This window comes from Cryptosporangium phraense, from assembly GCF_006912135.1.
Taxonomy (GTDB): domain Bacteria; phylum Actinomycetota; class Actinomycetes; order Mycobacteriales; family Cryptosporangiaceae; genus Cryptosporangium; species Cryptosporangium phraense.
On the sequence record NZ_VIRS01000010.1, the window covers coordinates 191,767 to 210,645 of the forward strand.

16 protein-coding genes are annotated in these 18,879 nt (G+C 73.2%); 9 read left to right on the top strand and 7 right to left on the bottom strand.

Annotated elements, in window-relative coordinates; translation table 11 throughout:
• Nucleotides 1-12 precede the first annotated feature (12 nt).
• Complete coding sequence (locus tag FL583_RS16620; RefSeq protein WP_142705563.1) at nucleotides 13-1,014, top strand: zinc-dependent alcohol dehydrogenase; 1,002 nt, start codon at nucleotides 13-15, stop codon at nucleotides 1,012-1,014.
• On the opposite strand, the gene FL583_RS16625 is transcribed toward FL583_RS16620, so the two are convergent.
• Nucleotides 1,011-1,580: a carboxymuconolactone decarboxylase family protein gene (locus FL583_RS16625; RefSeq protein ID WP_142705564.1), complete on the bottom strand. Its 570-nt coding sequence runs from the start codon at nucleotides 1,578-1,580 to the stop codon at nucleotides 1,011-1,013. The genes FL583_RS16620 and FL583_RS16625 overlap by 4 nt on opposite strands.
• The gene (locus tag FL583_RS16630) at nucleotides 1,577-2,275 is read right to left on the bottom strand and encodes a FadR/GntR family transcriptional regulator (RefSeq protein ID WP_142705565.1); all 699 of its coding nucleotides are present in this window, start codon (nucleotides 2,273-2,275) and stop codon (nucleotides 1,577-1,579) included. The genes FL583_RS16625 and FL583_RS16630 overlap by 4 nt, the downstream gene beginning before the upstream one ends.
• Nucleotides 2,276-2,420: 145 nt before the next feature.
• Here FL583_RS16630 and FL583_RS16635 point away from each other — a divergent pair, with 145 nt between their 5' ends.
• The 7 genes from FL583_RS16635 to FL583_RS16665 are packed head-to-tail and all read left to right on the top strand — an operon-like array spanning nucleotide 2,421 to nucleotide 11,250.
• Nucleotides 2,421-3,707 carry an enolase C-terminal domain-like protein gene (locus tag FL583_RS16635; protein ID WP_240746712.1) on the top strand — a complete coding sequence of 429 codons (1,287 nt, stop codon included), beginning with the start codon at nucleotides 2,421-2,423 and terminating at the stop codon, nucleotides 3,705-3,707.
• A 36-nt stretch (nucleotides 3,708-3,743) separates the two neighbouring features.
• On the top strand, nucleotides 3,744-4,790 hold the full coding sequence (locus tag FL583_RS16640) for a sugar ABC transporter substrate-binding protein (RefSeq protein ID WP_142705566.1): 1,047 nt from the start codon (nucleotides 3,744-3,746) through the stop codon (nucleotides 4,788-4,790).
• A complete protein-coding gene (locus FL583_RS16645) occupies nucleotides 4,780-6,258 on the top strand; it encodes a sugar ABC transporter ATP-binding protein (protein ID WP_142705567.1) in 1,479 nt (492 codons plus the stop codon). Before FL583_RS16640 ends, FL583_RS16645 begins: the two co-directional genes overlap by 11 nt.
• On the top strand, nucleotides 6,251-7,390 hold the full coding sequence (locus FL583_RS16650) for an ABC transporter permease (RefSeq protein WP_142705568.1): 1,140 nt from the start codon (nucleotides 6,251-6,253) through the stop codon (nucleotides 7,388-7,390). Before FL583_RS16645 ends, FL583_RS16650 begins: the two co-directional genes overlap by 8 nt.
• Complete coding sequence (locus FL583_RS16655; RefSeq protein ID WP_142705569.1) at nucleotides 7,387-8,286, top strand: aldo/keto reductase; 900 nt, start codon at nucleotides 7,387-7,389, stop codon at nucleotides 8,284-8,286. The genes FL583_RS16650 and FL583_RS16655 overlap by 4 nt, the downstream gene beginning before the upstream one ends.
• Nucleotides 8,283-9,107, top strand: coding sequence for an amidohydrolase family protein (locus FL583_RS16660; protein ID WP_142705570.1), 825 nt, complete (start codon nucleotides 8,283-8,285; stop codon nucleotides 9,105-9,107). Before FL583_RS16655 ends, FL583_RS16660 begins: the two co-directional genes overlap by 4 nt.
• Nucleotides 9,108-9,117: 10 nt before the next feature.
• On the top strand, nucleotides 9,118-11,250 hold the full coding sequence (locus tag FL583_RS16665) for an acyl-CoA dehydrogenase family protein (RefSeq protein ID WP_142705571.1): 2,133 nt from the start codon (nucleotides 9,118-9,120) through the stop codon (nucleotides 11,248-11,250).
• Here FL583_RS16665 and FL583_RS16670 read toward each other — a convergent pair.
• Entirely contained in the window at nucleotides 11,240-13,009 is a 1,770-nt protein-coding gene (locus tag FL583_RS16670; RefSeq protein ID WP_142705572.1) for an FtsX-like permease family protein, read from the bottom strand. The genes FL583_RS16665 and FL583_RS16670 overlap by 11 nt on opposite strands.
• Before the next feature lie 64 nt (nucleotides 13,010-13,073).
• Between FL583_RS16670 and FL583_RS16675 the strand changes: the two genes are divergently transcribed.
• Nucleotides 13,074-14,822 carry a sensor histidine kinase gene (locus FL583_RS16675; protein ID WP_142705573.1) on the top strand — a complete coding sequence of 583 codons (1,749 nt, stop codon included), beginning with the start codon at nucleotides 13,074-13,076 and terminating at the stop codon, nucleotides 14,820-14,822.
• Nucleotides 14,823-14,868: 46 nt separating this feature from the next.
• Here the strand turns inward: FL583_RS16675 and FL583_RS16680 are convergent, their stop codons facing one another.
• From FL583_RS16680 to FL583_RS16695, 4 genes are read right to left on the bottom strand one after another with little or no spacing between them, the layout of a single operon-like run.
• Nucleotides 14,869-15,510, bottom strand: a complete 642-nt coding sequence (locus tag FL583_RS16680) for a response regulator transcription factor (protein WP_142705617.1) — start codon at nucleotides 15,508-15,510, stop codon at nucleotides 14,869-14,871.
• A 2-nt stretch (nucleotides 15,511-15,512) separates the two neighbouring features.
• Nucleotides 15,513-16,784 carry a sensor histidine kinase gene (locus FL583_RS16685; protein ID WP_142705574.1) on the bottom strand — a complete coding sequence of 424 codons (1,272 nt, stop codon included), beginning with the start codon at nucleotides 16,782-16,784 and terminating at the stop codon, nucleotides 15,513-15,515.
• 42 nt (nucleotides 16,785-16,826) lie between these two features.
• Nucleotides 16,827-17,549: an aminoglycoside phosphotransferase family protein gene (locus FL583_RS16690; protein WP_142705575.1), complete on the bottom strand. Its 723-nt coding sequence runs from the start codon at nucleotides 17,547-17,549 to the stop codon at nucleotides 16,827-16,829.
• A 26-nt stretch (nucleotides 17,550-17,575) separates the two neighbouring features.
• Nucleotides 17,576-18,826 carry an endonuclease/exonuclease/phosphatase family protein gene (locus FL583_RS16695; RefSeq protein WP_142705576.1) on the bottom strand — a complete coding sequence of 417 codons (1,251 nt, stop codon included), beginning with the start codon at nucleotides 18,824-18,826 and terminating at the stop codon, nucleotides 17,576-17,578.
• Nucleotides 18,827-18,879: the final 53 nt, after the last annotated feature.

Genomic DNA, 18,879 nt, shown 5'->3' on the forward strand with positions numbered 1-18,879 from the left:
GATGATCCGTGCATGAGAGCGTTCGTGCTGGCGGGGCCGGGCCAGGGTTCGGTGGAGGACGTGCCGCCTCCGGTGGCCGGGCCCGGCGAGGCGGTGATCGACGTCGAGCGGGTGGGGGTGTGTGGCACCGACGTCGAGTTCTTCAGCGGGGAGATGGCGTACCTGCACCAGGGGCACGCGGTCTACCCGATGCGGCTGGGGCACGAGTGGTGCGGGGTCGTGTCGTCGGTGGGTCCCGGCGTCGAGGACGCCTGGGTCGGACGGCGGGTCATGGGCGACACGATGCTGGGGTGCGGGTCGTGCCGCCGGTGCGTCCGAGGGCATCAGCACACGTGCGAGGCCCGGCAGGAGGTCGGGATCCGCGGCGGGCGGGCCGGGGCGCTGGCCGAGCAGCTGGCGGTGCCCGTATCGTCGCTGCACGGGCTGCCGGACAGCGTGGACCCGGTGGCCGGGGCGCTGGTCGAGCCGGGCGGGAACAGCCTGCGGGCGGCCCGGGCGACGCAGGCCGGGCCGGGGGACCGGGTGCTGGTGCTGGGGCCCGGCGCGATCGGGCTGCTCGTCGCGATGTTCCTGCGGGCGGCCGGGGCCGAGGTGCACCTGCTCGGGCGTCCGGGCGACGATTTCGCCGGCCGGCTGGGGTTCGGGGACGTCTGGACCGAGGCGACGCTGCCGTCGATGCCGTTCGACGCGGTCGTGGACGCGTCGAACGCGGCGCATCTGCCGGCGCTGGCGCTGGACGTGGTGGAGCCGGGTGGGCGGCTGGTGTACATCGGGCTGTCCGGGGCGCCGAGCCTGCTCGACACCCGCACGCTGGTGCTGAAGGACGTGACCGCGGTCGGGATCCTGTCGGCGTCGCCCGGGCTGGCGGACTGCATCGACGCGTACGCCCGGGGCGCGGTCGATCCGCGGCCGCTGGTGGCCGCGACGGTCGGGCTCGACGGGGTGGCCGAGGTGCTGGCCGGGGTTCGTCCGGCCGGCGGCGGGCCCAAGATCCACGTGGACCCCTCCCGCTAGGGGACGTCGTCGGCGCGGAAGACGCGGAGCTGGAGGGCGAGCGTCGAGTAGTAGCCGACGAGCGTGGTCAGCTCGAACACGGCGGGTTCGCCGAGGACCCGCTTCGCCCGGGCGTAGGCGTCGTCGTCCAGGTCTTTCGTGGTGAGCAGGGTGGTGCTCAGGTCGAGGACGGCCTGTTCGACGGGGTCGTCGAGGGCGGCCGGGGTGTGGTCGCGGATCGCGGTGACGACCTCGTGGGGGAGTCCGGCGTGGGAGGCGACCGCCTCGTGGGCGTAGCGCTCGAAGCGGCTGTCCCAGTGCGCGGCGACGGCCAGGATCGCGATCTCCCGGGCCCGGTCGGACAGCTCGCCGCCGTAGCGGATACCGGCGCCGAGGGCTTGGAGCTTCTCCCCGATCGATGGCGACAACAGCATCGCGTTGAACGGGCCGAGCAGGCCGCCGTCGTCGTCGGTGAGGCGGAACAGCGCCGGCCCCTGGGCCCGGGGACCGCCGACGATCTCGTCGTAGAGGCGCCGCTCCTCGCCGGCGAGCTCCTCCGGAGCCCGCCGGGGAATCCGGCCGCTCACCTGCGGCCCCCGCCGCTCTCCTCCAGCGCGTGACGCAGCCACCGGGCCGACGAGCTCACGTGGAGTAACGCGGCGGCCCGGGCCAGCTCGGGATCGCCGCTGGCCAGCGCGTCGTAGATGGCCTGGTGCTCGGCGAGCGTCGTCGCCGAGGCGTCGGCCATGAGCAGACCTCGCCACACGCGGGCGCGCGCCGTCCGGCCGGACAGGCCGTCGAGCACCGAGGTGAGCGACTGATTCCCGGTGGCCGCCACCACCGTCCGGTGGAAGTCCATGTCGTAGCGGACGAGTTCCTCGGCGTCGGCGGCGGCCGCGCGCATCCGGCCGAGCAGGAACTCCAGCTCGGCGAGCCCGTCCGGCGTGATTCGGAGCGCTGCGACCGACGTCGCGGCCGGCTCGAGCATCGAGCGGATCTCCATCACCTCGAGCAGCGTGTCGTCGCGCAGCAGGTCGACGGCCGAGCCGAGGCCGGCCAGCAGCAGCCCGGGCGCCAGGCTCGTGACGTACGTGCCGTCGCCCGGGCGGGCGTCGAGCACCCGCGCGAACTGCAGCGCCTTCACCGCCTCGCGCATCGAGTTGCGGGAGATCCCGAGCTCGGCGGCGAGCTGGTTCTCCGGAGGCAGCCTGCTCCCGGGCACGAGCTCCCCGGATTGGATCAGCCCGCGGATCCGGGCGATCGCGTCATCGGTCAGCGACAAAGAACCCACCTCCAGACACGAAAACATCCTAGGTCTAGCGAGAGCGCCTGCGAGAGGTGTAAACATCGGATGTCTCGTCGCCGGATGAGACGCCGGTCACGGTTAAACGCCCGGAGTATCCCCAGATCGATCGGAGGATTGCTCAGTGACGAGCACGATCGTCGGCCTGGAAACGCGCGATGTGCGGTTCCCGACCTCCCGTTCTCTCGACGGCTCGGACGCGATGAACCCGCAGCCCGACTACTCCGCCGCCTACGTGGTGCTGCGCACCAGCGACGGAGACGAGGGCCATTCGCTGGTGTTCACGATCGGCCGGGGCAACGACGTGCAGGTCGCGGCGATCCAAGCACTGGAGCCGCTGGTCGTCGGGCTGCCGGTCGACCCGACGCTGGCAGACCTCGGAGGGTTCGCCCGCCGGATCTCGGGCGACAGCCAGTTCCGGTGGCTCGGCCCGGACAAGGGCGTGATCGCGATGGCGTCCGGAGCGATCGTCAACGCGGCCTGGGACCTGCGGGCCCGCCGCGAGAACAAGCCGCTCTGGCGGCTGCTGGCCGAGATGAGCCCGGAGCAGATCGTCGACCTCGTCGACTTCCGGTACCTCCGCGATGCGCTGACGCCGGCCGAGGCGCTGGAGATCCTGCGGGCCGACGGCCGGGACGTCCGGCAGCAACGGCTGCTCGACAGCGGCTACCCGGCCTACACGACGACGCCCGGCTGGCTCGGCTACGACGACGAGAAGCTGGCCCGCCTCTCCAAGGAAGCCGTGGCCGACGGCTTCGGGATGATCAAGCTCAAGGTGGGCGGCGACCTCGACGACGACCGGCGGCGACTCCGGATCGCCCGCGAGGCGGTGGGCCCCGACCTGCCGATCGCGGTCGACGCCAACCAGGTCTGGGGCGTCGGCGAGGCGATCGAGTGGATGACCGCCCTCGCGCCCCACGGCCCGTACTGGATCGAGGAGCCGACGTCACCGGACGACGTGCTCGGCCACGCCCGGATCCGCGAGGCCGTGACGCCGATCAAGGTCGCGACCGGCGAGCACGGCGCCAACCCGGTGCTGTTCAAGCAACTGCTCCAGGCCCAGGCGGTCGACGTCGTCCAGATCGACGCGACCCGGGTCGGCGGCATCAACGACAACGTCGCGATCCTGCTGCTGGCCGCGAAGTTCGGCGTCCCGGTGTGCCCGCACGCCGGCGGCGTCGGCCTGTGCGAGATGGTGCAGCACCTGGCGATGTTCGACTACGTCGCGGTCTCCGGGACGCAGGCCGACCGCCGCATCGAGTACGTCGACCACCTGCACGAACACTTCGTCGACCCGGTCGTGGTACGCGGCGGACGGTACCTCACCCCGACCGCGCCCGGAGCCGGCGCCCGCATGCACGCGTCCTCACTGGCGCAGTTCACGTATCCCGACGGCCCCGCCTGGGCCTAGAAACATTTCCGCACCGACGAAGGAGTCCCCGTGCGAATGCTTCGATTAGTGGCCGTCGCGCTCGCGGCGACCGTGCTGGCCGCCTGTAACTCGTCCACCGGGAGCTCGGGCAGCAGCTCCGACCCGGTCATCGGCTCCGACTACCCCCGGTCGGACACCGACTTCTGGAACGCCTACGTGCGGTACAGCCCGCAGGAGGCCAAGGAACTCGGCATCAAGAACCTCAAGACGACGAACTCCGAGAACGACATCGCCAAGCTCACCGCGAACGTCCAGACGCTGCTCAGCCAGGGCGCGAAGGGCATCGTGATGGCGCCCCAGGACACCGCGGCCGTCGCGCCGACGCTGCAGCAGCTGGAGTCGAAGAAGGTCCCGGTCGTCACGATCGACACCCGGCCCGACACCGGCAACGTGTTCATGGTCGTCCGGGCCGACAACCGGGCCTACGGCGAGAAGGCCTGTCAGTTCCTCGGGACGAAGCTGCAGGGCAAGGGCAAGGTCGTCGAGCTGATGGGCGACGTCGCGTCGATCAACGGCCGCGACCGCACCGAGGCGTTCAACGAGTGCATGAAGAAGAACTTCCCCGGCATCCAGGTCTTCGCCGAACCGTCCAAGTGGGACGGCGCGACCGCGGCGAACCAGCTGCAGACCCGGCTGGCCGCGCACCCGGACATCAAGGGCGTCTACATGCAGGCGAGCTTCGCGCTCTCCGGAACCCTGCAGGTGCTCAAACAGCGCGGGCTCCTGGTCGAGCCGGAGGACCCGAAGCACGTCTTCATCGTCTCCAACGACGGGATCCCCGAGGAGCTCAAGGACATCGAAGCGGGCCAGATCGACGCGACGGTCTCCCAGCCGGCCGACCTGTACGCGAAGTACGGCCTGTACTACGTGCAGCAGGCCATCGCCGGCAAGACGTTCAAGCCCGGCCCGACCGACCACGACAGCACGATCATCAAGGTCCGCGACGGGGTGCTCGAGGACCAGTTGGCCGCGCCGCTCGTGACCAGGGACGGCGCGACGATCGGCGGCGAGAAGACGCTCAAGTTCGACGACAAATCACTCTGGGGCAACAGTGTTAGTTGAGGCCTCGGGCATCACGAAGCGCTACGGGTCCACCGTCGCGCTGCGGGACGCCGGGCTCGTCGTGCGGGCCGGCGCCACCCACGCCCTGGTGGGGCGGAACGGCGCCGGCAAGTCGACGCTGGTCAGCATCCTGACCGGACTGCAGGCCCCGGACGAGGGCACGGTGACCTTCGAGGGCGTGCCGGCCCCGCCGCTGGCCGACCGCAACGCCTGGCGGCGTCACGTCGCCTGCGTCTACCAGAAGTCGACGATCATCCCGTCGCTGACCGTGGCCGAGAACCTGTTCCTCAACCGGCAGAGCCGGTTGATCAAGTGGTCGGCTCTCCGCCGGTCGGCGGCTGAGCTCCTGGCCACCTGGGACGTGGACGTCGACGTCACCCGGCCGGCCGGCGAGCTGACCGTGGAGCAGCGGCAACTGGTCGAGATCGCCCGGGCCCTCTCGTACGACGCCCGGTTCATCATCCTCGACGAGCCGACCGCGCAGCTGGACGGGCCGGCGATCAACCGGCTGTTCGACCGGATGCGCGGCCTGCAGGAGAAGGGCATCACGTTCCTGTTCATCAGCCACCACCTGGAGGAGATCTACCGGGTGTGCGACGAGGTGACGGTGTTCCGGGACGCCCGGCACATCGTCACCGGGCCGGTCGCCGACCTGCCGGCCACCGAGCTGGTGAAGGCCATGACCGGCGACGCGACGACGCTCACCGACCGGCCGGCCCGGACGCCGGTCCCGGCCGGGACCCCGGCCGTGCTGGAGGTCCGCGACCTGCGGACGTCCGACGGGCCGCCGGTCTCGTTCCGGGTCGCGGCCGGCGAGGTCGTCGGGCTGGCCGGCGGCGGCGGGAGCGGGAAGCGGGAGATCGCCGAGGCCGTGGTCGGCCTGCGGCGGGCCCGGGCCGGGACCGTGTCGGTGGGCGGCCGGGTGCTGAAGCCGGGCAGCGTCCCGGCGTCGCTGGCCGCCGGGGTCGGGTTCGTGCCGCAGGACCGGCACGCGTCCGGCTTCGTGGCCGATCTGTCGATCGGCGAGAACCTGACGATGACGGTCCCGGAGCGGCTCGGCCGGTTCGGGACGATCTCGACGGCCCGCCGCGACCGGCTGGCCGAGACGTTGATCGACGACCTGGCCGTGAAGACGCCGGGGCCGTCGCTGCCGGTGTCGGCGCTGTCCGGCGGCAACCAGCAGAAGGTCGTGATGGGACGGGCGCTGGCCAACGACCCGAAGCTGCTGGTGCTGATCCAGCCGACGGCCGGGGTCGACGTCCGGTCGAAGGAGACGCTGCTCGGCGTCGTCGACCGGGTGCGCTCGGGCGGGACGGGCGTGCTGGTGGCGTCGGACGAACTGGACGACCTGCGGACCTGCGACCGGGTGCTGGTGCTGTTCCAGGGCCGGCAGGTGGCCGAGTTCGGCAACGAGTGGAACGACCACGACCTGGTCGCGGCGATGGAAGGGGTTGGCCTTGATGAGTGACGCCTCGACCGGCAACGCCAGGTCCGCAGCGACCGACGCGTCGGTGCGGCCCGCGCCCGGGAGCGGCGCCGAAGCGCCCGCGAGCGGCGACGAAGCGCTCGCGCCCGCGAGCGGGGGCGGAGCGGCTGAGCCCGCGAGCGGGGGCGGAGCGGCCGCGGTGGGCGGGCGGCGGCTCGCGCTCGCCCGGCTGCGCGACCTGGCCCTCGTGCCCGCGATCATCGGCATCGCGATCGTGGGCTACTTCGTCAACCCGGTCTTCCTCAGCTCCGACAACCTCATCAACATCCTCCAGACCATGGCCGAGATCGGCCTGCTCGTCCTGGCCCAGACCCTGGTCCTGATCGCCGGGAAGATGGACCTCTCGCTCGAGTCGACGTTCGGCCTCGCGCCGGGCCTGGCCGCCTGGCTGATCGTCGAACCGGGCGTGACCCACGGCCTCGGCGCGGCCCCGGGCTGGGCCGGCGTGCCGATCACGCTGGCCGCCGGCGCGGTCATCGGCCTGATCAACGGGCTGCTCATCGTGCGGTTCCGGCTGAACGGGTTCGTCGTCACGCTGGGCATGCTGATCGTCCTGCGCGGGCTGCTGACCGGCATCTCCGGCGGCCAGACGTTCTTCGGCCTCCCGCCGTCGATGATGTACCTCGGGTCCACGGTCTGGCTCGGCGTGCCGGTCTCCGTCTACGTGTGCTTCGCGCTGTTCGCGCTGGGGATCGTCGCCCTGGGCTACACCCGGGCCGGACGGTCGCTGTACGCGATCGGCGGGAACCCCGACGCGGCCCGGGCCGCGGGCATCCGGACCGACCGGATCCTCTGGGCGGTGCTGGTGCTCGCGAGCATGCTGGCCGCGCTGGGCGGGCTGATGCTCTCCGGGCGGCTCGCGTCGGTCGCCGCGGCCCAGGGCAACGGCGCGATCTTCACCGTGTTCGCGGCCGCGGTCATCGGCGGGGTGAGCCTCAACGGCGGCAAGGGCACGGTATTCGGCGCGTTCACCGGCATCCTGCTGCTGTACGTGATCCAGAACGTGCTGACGCTGGCCGGCGTGCCGGCCCAGTGGATCGCCGCGCTCAACGGCGCGATCATCCTGTGCGCGCTGATCGTCTCCCGGATCACCAGCGGGCAGGCCCAGGAATGATCAGTGCGCTCGGGCTGGGCGCCGCCGAACTCGGGGGCGAGTACGGACCGATGGCGCCGGCCACCGCGCAGGAGATCGTGCGTACGGCGCTGGACTGCGGGATCACGTTCATCGACGTCTCGCCGTACTACGGCCGGACCCGCGCGGAGACCGTCCTCGGCGATGCGCTGCGCGGGGTGCCCCGCGACTCGTACGTCCTCGCGACCAAGGTCGGCCGCTACGACGTCGACGAGTTCGACTTCTCGGCCGCGCGGGTCGTGCGGAGCGTCGAGGAGAGCCTGCGCCGGCTGCGCACCGACCACATCGACCTGATCCAGTGCCACGACATCGAGTTCGGCTCACTCGACCAGGTCGTCTCCGAGACGCTGCCCGCGCTTCGCGGGCTGCGGGAGAAAGGCCTGGTCGGAGCCGTCGGCATCACCGGCTTCCCGCTCTCCGCGCTGGTTTCGGTCGCCGGGCGGGCGCCCGTCGACACGGTCCTCTCCTACTGCCACTACAACCTGCTCATCCGGACGCTCGGCGAGCGCGTGCCGTTCTTCGCCGACCGGAAGATCGGGGTCCTGAACGCGTCGCCGCTGGGGATGGGGCTGCTCACCGAGGCCGGTCCGCCGGGCTGGCACCCGGCGTCGGACGAGATGCGGGCGGCGTGCCGTCGGGCGGCCGAGTTCTGCCGTCGGCAGGGCGCGTCGATCGTCCGCCTGGCCTTGCAGTTCGCGATGACGCTGCCCGGCGTGACGTCGACGATCGTCGGAGCGTCGGACGCGGAATCCGTCCGGCGGAACGCGGAGTGGGCCGCGGAGCCGGTCGACGCGGACCTGCTGGAGGCGGTGGAGAACATCCTCGCGGACGTGCGGGACGCGGAGTGGCCGGTGGGGCGGCCGGAGAACCGCACGTGATCGTCGACGCGCACCAGCACCTGTGGGATCCGCGCACGGCGGACTACCCGTGGCTGGAGCCCGGGGTGCTCGACCGGGTCTACACGCAGGCCGACGTCGCGGAGGAGCTGCGTGCGGCCGGCGTCGAGAAGACCGTGCTGGTGCAGGCGGCGGACAACGTCGAGGACACCGGGAACATGCTCCGCGAAGCGGAGCGCGACCCGACGATCGCCGGCGTCGTCGTCTGGCTGCCGCTGACCCGGCCGGCCGAGGCCGGCGCGCTCCTCGACCGCTGGGCCGGGGCGCCGATCGTCGGCGCCCGGCACCTGATCCACCGCGATCCGGACCCGGAGTGGCTCCTGCGTCCGGACGTGGCCGACGGGCTGGAGCTGCTGGCCGACCGGGGGCTGACGTTCGACGCCTGCGCGGAGAGCCCGGCGCTGCTGGCCCAGGTGCCGGTGGTGGCGGCCGCCCACCCGCGGCTGCGGCTGGTGCTGGATCACCTGGGAAAGCCGCCGATCGCGGCCCGGGGGTGGGAGCCCTGGGCCGGGCTGCTGGCCGACGCGGCGGCGGCGCCGAACGTGGTCGCGAAGGTGTCGGGGCTGAACACGGCCGGGCCGGCCGAGGCGTTCGGGCCGTACGTCTCGTACGCGCTGGAGGTGTTCGGGCCGGAGCGGCTGATGTACGGCGGCGACTGGCCGTTCGCGCTGCTGGCGGCCGGGTCGTACGCCGAGATCCACGCCGGTCTGGTGAACGCGATCCCGGCGCAGGCCCGCCCGGCCGTGCTCGGCGGTACCGCGGAACGGGTCTACCGGCTGGCGGGAAAAGAGAACGCGTTCTAGTGTGCGGGCCATGCCTCTCGCGTTGACCGAAGACCACCGGCAGCTGGCCGACGTCGTTCGCTCGTTCGCCGATGCGCAGGGTCTGCGCCGGGCGACCCGCGAGGCGCTGACGTCGCCGGCCGCGCCGAACACCGCGTGGAAGCAGATGGCCGACCTCGGGTGGATCGGGCTGCACCTCCCGGAGGCGCACGGCGGGTCCGACGGCGGGTTGCCGGAGCTCGCGGTCATCGCCGAGCAGCTCGGGGCGGTGCCGGCGCCCGGGCCGTTCCTGCCCGCGGTGGCGGCCGGGGCGGTGCTGGCCGCGGTGGCGCCGGAGTCGGAGCTGCTGCCCGGGGTGGCCGACGGGTCGCGGATCGTCGTGCTGGGGCTGGCCGGGGCGTTGACCGACGAGAACGGCACGGTGTCGGGGTCGGTCGGGCCGGTACCCGGGGCTCGTTGGGCCGAGGCGGCGCTGGTGCGGGTGGGGGAGGAGGATCTCGCGCTGGTGCCGCTGGCCGAGGCGACGGCGGAGCCGACCCCCGGCCTCGACCCGTCCCTGGGCGCAGCTCGCCTGCACGTGGCCGGCGCGGGGGTTGTCGTTTTTCCCGGGGCTGCGCGGGTTGCGGTGCGGGTGGGGCGGGCGTTGGCCGCGGCCGAGGCGGCCGGTGGCGCGCAGGCCACGCTGGCGATGGCGCTCGAGTACGCGAAGGTGCGCGAACAGTTCGGCCGCGTCATCGGCAGCTTCCAGGCGGTGAAGCACCACCTCGCGAACATGCTCGTCGACGCCGAGACCGCCACCGCCACCGCCTGGGACGCGGCCCGCGCCGCCGGGGGAGACCCCGACCAGGCCGACCTGGCCGCCGCCGTGGCCGCCGCCACCGCCCTCCGCGCCTACCAGTCCAACGCCCAGAAGGCGATCCAGATCCTCGGCGGCATCGGGTTCACGTTCGAGCACGACGCCCACCTCTACCTGCGCCGCGCGGTCACGCTCGCCGCCCTCTGGGGCCCGGTCGCTCAGGCCGAGGACGACGTCACGGCCGCGGCCCGGGCCGGCGTCCAGCGCGTCTACGCCGTCGACCTGCCGCCCGAGGCGGAGGAGTACCGGTCCGAGGCGCGGGCGTTCCTCGAGACGTTCCACGCCGCTCCGGCCGACGGACGGCGCCGGCTGCTCGTCGAATCCGGGTACCTCGTGCCGCACTGGCCGAAGCCCTGGGGTCGGGCCGCCCGTGCGGTCGAGCAACTGGTCATCGAGGAGGAGTTCGCGGACGTCGACGTCCCGCAGCTGGGCATCGGCGGCTGGGTCACGCTGACGATCAGCCAGCACGCCGACCCCGAGCAGATCGACCGCTGGATCCCGGCCAGCCTGGCCGGTGACCTGGTCTGGTGCCAGCTGTTCAGCGAGCCCGGGGCCGGCTCGGACGCCGCCGCCGTACAGACTCGCGGGATCAAGGTCGAGGGTGGCTGGCGCGTCACGGGCCAGAAGGTCTGGACGAGCGGGGCCCAGTACTGCAACCGCGGGCTGGCGACCGTCCGCACCGACCCGGAGGCGCCGAAGCATCAGGGCATCACCGCGATGGTCGTGGACCTGAAGGCGCCCGGCGTCGAGGTGCGTCCGCTGCGCGAGATCACCGGCGCCGCGATGTTCAACGAGGTGTTCTTCACCGACGTCTTCGTGCCCGACGAGGACGTCGTGGGGGAGGTCGACGCCGGGTGGACCGTCGCCCGCGCGACGCTCGGGAACGAGCGGGTGTCGATCGGCAGCGAGCGCAGCATCAGCGCCGGGGCCGCGTCTCTGCTGCGGGTGGTCGAGAAGTACGACGTCGGCGACGTCGCCGAGCTGCGCGAACTGGGCCGCTTGATCGCGGTCGAGCAGGCCGCCCGGCTGCTGAACCTGCGGATGGTCGTGCGGGCGGTCTCCGGGAGCACCGAGCCGAGCATCGAGGGGGCGCTCACCAAGCTGATCGCGGCCGAACTCGCGCAGTCGATCGGCGAGCTCGGCCTGCGGCTGGCCGGCCCGGCCGCGGTCGACGGCTCGAACGCGGCGATCTCCACCGGCTACCTCTACTCCCGGGCCATGACGATCGCCGGCGGCACCTCCGAGATCAGCCGCAACGTCATCAGCGAACGCCTCCTCGGCCTCCCCCGAGACCCGCTCAACCGCTGAGCGACTCGGCTACCGGGCGGCGGGCCGCGGCCAGGGCCGGAAGGACGGTCAACCCGGCCATCACCACCAACACCCCACCCCCGATCCCGGCCAGCGCCGCCCCCGACGCGTACCGCACCGCCCCGTCGTCATTCAGCAGATACAGCGCCTGCCCGGCGAACAACCCCACCACCACCCCCGGCACCGCAGGCAGCAACTGGGCCACCGCCATGCCGATCCCGGCCTGCCGTGGGGTCGCGCCGAGCGTGCGGGCGACGGCCAGCGGCTGCCGGGCGTCGAGGACCGCGCTCCACGTGCTGACGGCCGCGTTGAGCAGCGCGAGCCCGCACAGCACGGCCGCGACGACGAACAGCGCCTCGTGCAGCCGCTCGGTCCGGGGATCCGCGAGCACGGTCGGACCGAGATGGTCGAGCACCCGGCGCTGGGCGTGCACGGCGAGCACGGCCGCGAGCCCCGTCGTCGTGATGAACGCGTTGATCGTGACCAGGCCGGCCCGGCGCGGGCGGCGCGCGTTGATCCGGACGCCGAGCAGCACCGGCGTCGGCAACCGCCGGGACACCCGGACCCGCCAGCCCCGGCGCCGCGGCGCGGCCGGGGCGTCCGCCAGAGCACGAAGCGTGCTGGTGAACGCGGCCCGCACCACCGGGACCATGGTCGCGGCGACCGCGATCGCGACCGCGAGCAGCACCGCCGCGACGGCGGCGCGCAGCGGCGGCGGATGGACACCGACCGTACCGACGACGCCCGCGCCCGGGCTGGTCAGCGCGGGCGCGGCGAACCAGCCGGCCAGCAGGCCGAGACCGGCCGCGGCCAGCCCGATGACCAGGTACTCGGCCAGGTGCACGACCGCGACCGTGCCCGGACCGGCCCCGACCGCCTTCAGCAGCCCGACCCGGCGGCGCTGCCCGACGACCCGCCCCGCGACGATGCCCGCGACCCCGGCCACCGCGAGCCCGGCGAGCAGCCAGCTCCCGATCAGCAGCGCGGTCCGCACCGGCTCGGCCACCCGCTGGAAGCGGTCGGCGAAGAATTCTGCCGAGAAGTAGTCGATCCGGTCCTCCTCCGGGCGGGGCAGCGTCTCGTACACCGACGGATCGCGGAGCGTCAGGTTCAGCGTGTACGAGAGCGGCTGGTCGCCGGCGAGCGCGGCGAGATCGCTCCGGTCGGCCCAGATCGCGCCGCCGGACTCGCCCTGGATCGTCCACGGCTCGTGCCATCCGGCGTTCGGGAACGGCGGCCGGGCCGCGGTGATCCCGATTCCCTCCACGCGCACCGAGTGGCCCCCGATCAGCACGGACTCGCCCGGCTTCACCCTCAGCGCGTCCGCGAACGCCCGCTCGACCACCACCCCGCCGGGGCGTACCCACCCGCCGTCGGTCACCGCGGGCCGGTCGACGGCGGCCGGCCGCCGGTCCCGGCCCTCGACGACCGCGTGGACGGTCTTCCCGTGCGCCCGAAGCAGCAGGAACGCGACCGGGAACGGCCCGCTGGAGCCGGTGACGCCGTCCGCGTAGGCCACCCTCTCGAGGGCGTCGAGCGCCGCCGGGCCGACGCCCTGGGTCCGCGCGACGACGTCCGGACCCGCGGTCGCCGCGGCCGTCTGCGCGTAGGCGTCGGTGACGACCACGTTCGACGCGATGCCCAGCGTCAGCGTCGCGGTCGCGGCCGTGATCGCGGTCAGGAGCAGCAGCGATTCGGTCCGGCGGCGGCGCAGATCGCGCCCGAGTAAGCGGATCACGAGCATCAGGCGTCCCAGCACGGGTCCATGGATAACGGTTATCCCCTGATGGTGTCAACCGGCCCTGGCGGGCCAGAATCACTCCATGCGCGAGCATCCGGCACTCAGGGCGGTCCTCACCGGACTGCTCGCCGGACTGCTCGCCTACGCGTTCGGCTACCCCTACTGGACCGACTACCAGCTCTGGGGCCTGATCGTCGCGGCCGAGTGCGCGCTGACCGCGGGCGCCGGGATGATCCTGCGCACGTCCTCGACCAGCGCGTCCAGCGGCGACCTGATAACGCTGGCCGGGTTCGCCTGGGCGCTCAACTGGTCCAGCGCCTGGGACGCCGGGTGGTTCCCGGTCGCCTCCGACTTCGCCCAGGCGTCGTTCTTCCTGCTGCTGTCGGTCGGCGTCCTGCTGTACCCGACCGGCCGGCTGCAGACCCGCGCCGAGCGCGTCTGGGTCGCGGCCGCCGTCGTCGTCCTGATCGGCGGCGAGTTGATCTACACGCTGCTGACCCGTCCGGAGTGGATCGGCTACGACTCCGACGTCGTCTGGCCGACGTTCTTCGCCGACCGGCCCGCGTTCGACGTCGCCCAGCAGGTGATCGCGGTCGGCTACATCGTGCTGGCGGCCGGGTACGCGGTGGTGCTGATCCTGCGGGCCCGGCGCACCACCCGCGGTCCGCAGCGGGTGATCATCCCGGCGCTGCTGGGCGTGGCCGCGATGGGCGTCGTCGCGGCGATCGTCGAGCTGGGCGCGGCGATGACCGACACCCAGGTCGCGGTCGTCGCCGGGCTCGTGCAGGGCACCGCGTCGCTGGTCATCCCGGTCGCGCTGCTGGGCGTCGGCGTGTACCGGCAGTGGCTGGTCGCGCAGGTCGCGCACAAGCTGGTCCGGCTGGCCCGTCCGGCGTCGGTGGCGCAGGTCCGGGCCGCGCTGCGCATCGTGCTCGACGACCCGACGCTCGACCTGCTGCTCTGGGCGCCCGGTCCGCAGCGCTGGGTCGACGCCGAGGGCCGGGTCCGGGTCCCGTCGCTCACCGGCGCACCGCCCCAGCCGTCCGACGACGACCGCTGGCTGGTGCCGGTGATGTCGGCGGCCGGGCGTCCGCTCGCGGTCGTCGACGCCCACCCGACGCAGCGCCTGCACGAGCCGCTGGTGCGGGCCGCGATCGTGGCCGGCACGCCCGCGCTCGAGACCGCCCAGCTGCAGGCCGTCGTCCAGGCCCAGCTCGAACAGACGCGCGTCGCGCAGGCGGCGACGCTGGTCGCCGAGGCCAAGGCGAGGCGGCAGATGGAGCGCGACCTGCACGACGGGGTCCAGACCGGGCTGTCGGCGCTGGCCATGCAGCTCGCCGCCGCCCACGCGCTGTCCGGCGACGACACGCTCCGGGCCTGTCGCGACCTGCTCGACGGGGTCCTCGGTGACCTGCGGATGTTCGTCCGCGGCATCAACCCCGCGGTGCTGGAGGCCGACGGCCTCGGCGGCGCGCTCCGGGCCGTCGCCGAACGCTTCCCCGGCCTGGTCGACGTCGAGGCCGACGACGTGCGCTACCGGCCGCAGGTCGAGCAGGCGCTGTTCTTCACGCTCAACGAGGCGGTGGCCAACGCGGTCCGGCACGCCGGTGCGTCCCGGATCCTGGTCCGGGTCGACGCCGAGCCCGACTGGCTCACCGGCAGCGTGTCCGACGACGGCAGTGGCACCGCGCAGTGGTCGCCGACCGGCGGGCTGGCCGGTATCCGCGACCGCATCGAGCTGGTGGGCGGCACGGTCGAACTCGACAGCGCCCCCAGGTCCGGCACGCGGGTCTGCGTGCGGGTGCCGATGCAGATGGCCGCGGCCGAGTAAACGGATCCGCCCGCCCGGCGCGGGTCGGTCGAGGTCCATGGGCCGACTACGAACCGCCGACGTTCAGGTAGGCGAGAACCGCGCGGACCCGGCGGTGCTGGGCGTCGTCGGGCGGGAGGCCGAGCTTGGCGAAGATGTTCCCGATGTGCTTCTCGACCGCGCTCGCCGAGAGCACGAGCCGCCCGGCGATCGCGGTGTTCGAGTGGCCCTCGGCCATCAGCCCGAGCAGCTCGCGCTCACGCCCGGTGAGCGCGTCGAGCGGGTTGGTGTGCAGAAGCTGCGCGACGACCTGCGGGTCCAGCACCGTCCCGCCGGCCGCGACCCGGCGCACCGCGTCGAGAAACTCGGCGACCTTCGCCACCCGGTCCTTCAGGAGATACCCGATGGCGTCCTTCCCGTCGGCCAGCAGGTCCTTCGCGTAGGCGGCCTCGACGTACTGGCTCAGCACGAGCACGGGGGAGCCCGGGACCTGCGCGCGGGCCGACAGGGCGGCGCGCAGCCCCTCATCGGTATGGGACGGAGGCATCCGCACGTCGACCACCGATACGTCCGGACGGTGGGTCACCACCGCCGCGACCAGTGACGGACCGTCACCGACCGCGGCCACCACCTCGTGGCCGTCCTCGGCCAGGAGCCGCACCAGGCCCTCGCGCAGCAGCACCGCGTCGTCGGCCACGACGATCCGCAGGGTCACCGGAGTTCCGCGGTGATCGTCGTCGGGCCCCCGGCCGGGCTCTCGACCCGCAGCCGGCCGCCGGCCGCGCGGACGCGGTCGTCGAGCCCGCGCAGGCCGTGACCCTTGTCGATCGCGGCCCCGCCGACGCCGTCGTCGGTGACCGTGATCCGGCCCGGGCGCAGGACCACCGTGCAGTGGCGGGCGCCGCTGTGCTTGGCCACGTTGGTCAGGGCCTCGGCGACCACGAAGTACGCGGTCGTCTCGACCGCCGGGTCCACGCGTCCGTCCGCGTCGACCTCGACCGGGACCGTCGAGCGCGCGGCCAGCGCGGTCACCGCCTCGCGGAGCCCGCGGTCGACGAGGATCGGCGGGGCGATCCCGCGCGAGAGCGCGCGCAGCTCCTCGAGCGCCTCCTGGGCCTGGACGACGGCGTCGGCCAGCGCCTCCCGGACCGTCTCCGGCCGGGTGCCGAGATGGTGCTGCGCCCGTCCGAGCTCCAGGGCCAGGCGGACGAGACGCTGCTGCGGGCCGTCGTGGATGTCGCGTTCGAGGCCTCGGAGTGCGGTGGCCTCGGCCGAGACGGCGGCGGCGGTCTGGGCGCGGGCCGTGTCGCGTTCCTGTTCGAGGCCGCGGATCCGGCCGTGCCGGGCCGAGGCGTCGGACAGCAGCGCCCGGCCCAGCCCGGCTTGGACGACGACGCAGACGCGGGTGAGCAGCGGCAGCGTGGCCAGCAGGACGAGGCCGAGGCAGAGGCCGAAGAGCATCCGGCGGTCGGGGGAGGGCAGGCCGAGGCTCAGGTCGACGTGGGAGTCGGTGCTGCCGGCCCGGACCGTCATCGGCGGGAGCGGCCCGTCGGCGTAGGCGTTGCGGATCGGCGCGGTCGCGGTGCCGAGCGCGACGAACCACCAGAGGGCGGTGAGCGGGGCCGTGACGAGCGCGATCGGCAGCACGATGGCCGGGTGGGCGGCGTCGAGCCAGCGCGCTGGGCCTGGTCGGTCGGGGAGGGCGCCGGAGGCCGGCCGGCGGTTCGGGACGGCGGGCGGCCGGACGAGGCCGATCCGGCGGCGCTCGACGTCGCCGATCCACCGGGCCGGGGCGAAGAACAGCGCGCCGATCGGCCGGCCGCCGCGCAGCAGCGACCCGAGCACCCCGGCGACCAGGCCGCCGACCGCCAGCACCAGCCCGGCGACCGCGACCGCCGGCCCGGTCAGCAGATAGAGCGACTCGAGCACGGTCCGGCGCACGGTCCGGACGACCGGAGCGCTCACGACGACCAACGCGGACACGCCACGACGATAGTCAGCCCCCGCACGCCCCGAGCCGAAGCGTCAGGCGAAGAGGGCCCGGTGGGAGCGGGACCAGGCGAGGTGGGCCGCGGATCGGGCCAGGACGCCGGTCTGCTGCCAGGTCACGTGGGGCTGGTGGCCGGCCGCGGCCAGGCGCTCGACCCGGCGCAGCACCAGCTCCTGGGCCGCGATCACCTCGTCGGCCAGGCCCGCGGTGCTCGAGAGGCCGTAGGCCTCGGCGAAGATCTCCAGCCGGCGCCGGCGGTCGGGCGGCTCGCGGTGGTGCAGCGAATCCCGGGCGAAGTCGTCGTCGCGGAACGGCGCCACGTACTCGAGCGCGTAGGCGACGTCGTGGAGCGGCGGGGCCGGCCAGACGTAGTCCCAGTCGAGGATACCGATCGGCGTCGTGCCGCGCCAGACCAGGTTCCACGGGCCGAAGTCGCCGTGGGCGAGGAACTCACCGGCGCCGAACGTCCCGTCGTGGGCGGCCCACGCCGTCGCCGGGCGGTGGTCGCGGACCGCGTCGTGGAAGTCGCGAAGCAGCCGCGCCATCGCCCGCAGCCCGGCCTCGCCGGCGACCTTGGTCCAACCCGTTCCCCCGGACTCGCCCTCGAGGTAGGTGAGCACCTCCCGGCCCTCGTCGTCGAGGCCGAGGAACCGGGGCGAGTACGGGAAGCCGATCCGTTCCAGGTGGAGCAGCAGGTCGTGGACGGACGGCGACCACGGGTAGAGCGGTCGGCGAACCGTGTCGCCGACGCGCTCCACTCGTCGGAAAGGGTCGTCCTGGAGGATCAGAACTTCAGGTCCGCCCAGACGAGCCGGTGGTCGGACGTCGGGAATCCGTTGACCGCCGACCACTCGGTGCCGAACACGCCGGTCAGCCGGAACAGCGGGTCGGCCTGCACCGGCCAGAACACGCCCGAGCGGACGACCTTCGTGCCGGCCCGGGGGAGCACGTAGTCGGCGTGCAGGTTGCCCGGCGCGGTGTCGGCGAAGTCCGCGGTGTCGAACTTCGGATCGCCCTTGTGAGTCGCGTTCGCGCCGCCCTGGAGCTTCGCCGCCTCGACCGCGCCCGCGCTGATCGGGAACGACTTCGCGTTGATCAGCGGGTTGTCGGTGAGCTGCCGGATCGCGTTCTGGTACGAGTCGCCGTCATTGGGGTCCGCGTTCTCGTCACCGGCGATCACGAAGCTCTGCCCCGGCTTCAGGCCGCCGCGCCTGCCCTTGTCGTCGTAGATGTAGCCGGACTTCTTCGGCGCGATGTAGTCGGCCCAGAACCGGATCTCGTCGTGGTTGCGCCGGCCGTTGCGGTCCTCGGGGCCGTCGAAGGTCGGCGGGGTCGGGTGCGAGACCAGGAAGTGGACGGTCTTGCGGCCGAGCTCGATCGGCAGGTCCCAGTGCGACTTCGACGACAGCCGCAGCACCTTCTGCTCGTCGGCCGAGTAGAAGTCGGTCGGGATCGCGTTGCCGGGCATGTCCTTCCACTTGAACAGCTGGAAGGTGCGGGCCGCGCGCACGTCGATCGGGTACTTGGAGTAGACGACCAGCCCGTACTGGCCCGGGAAGACGCCGAAGCCGAACGAGTCGTTGCCGTAGGGCTGGTCGCCGGGCGTGGTGTCGACGGTGCCGTCGTTGTCCAGGTCGAACCCGGACGCGATGCCGGTGTTCGACGGGGCGACGAAGCGGTACGGGTAGCGCTGGGCCGGAGCGCCGTTCTGCGACTTGGCCAGGAAGTTGTCGGCGAACAGCCGGGCGGCCTCGGGGTCGTAGTCGAACTCGTTGATCAGGACGACGTCCGGGTGGGCCCGCTGGATGACCTCGGCGACGTTGTGCGCCTGGCGGCGGTAGACGTCGTCGACGTCGGGGTTGGCCAGCTGCTCGCGGAGGAGACCCTGGGTGGGCCGGTTCAGCGAGAGGTTGTAGGTCGCGAAGCGGACTTCGCGGTCGGGATGGGCCGGGGCGGCGGGTGCGGCGGCGGCGGGCGTGGCGGCCAGCGCGGAGGCGCCGATCATCAGCGCGGCGGTCAGCAGAGCTCGCTTCATCACGCACTCTCGATACCGAAGTGGGCCAAGAGGCGCAATAGGGGCTACTCGTT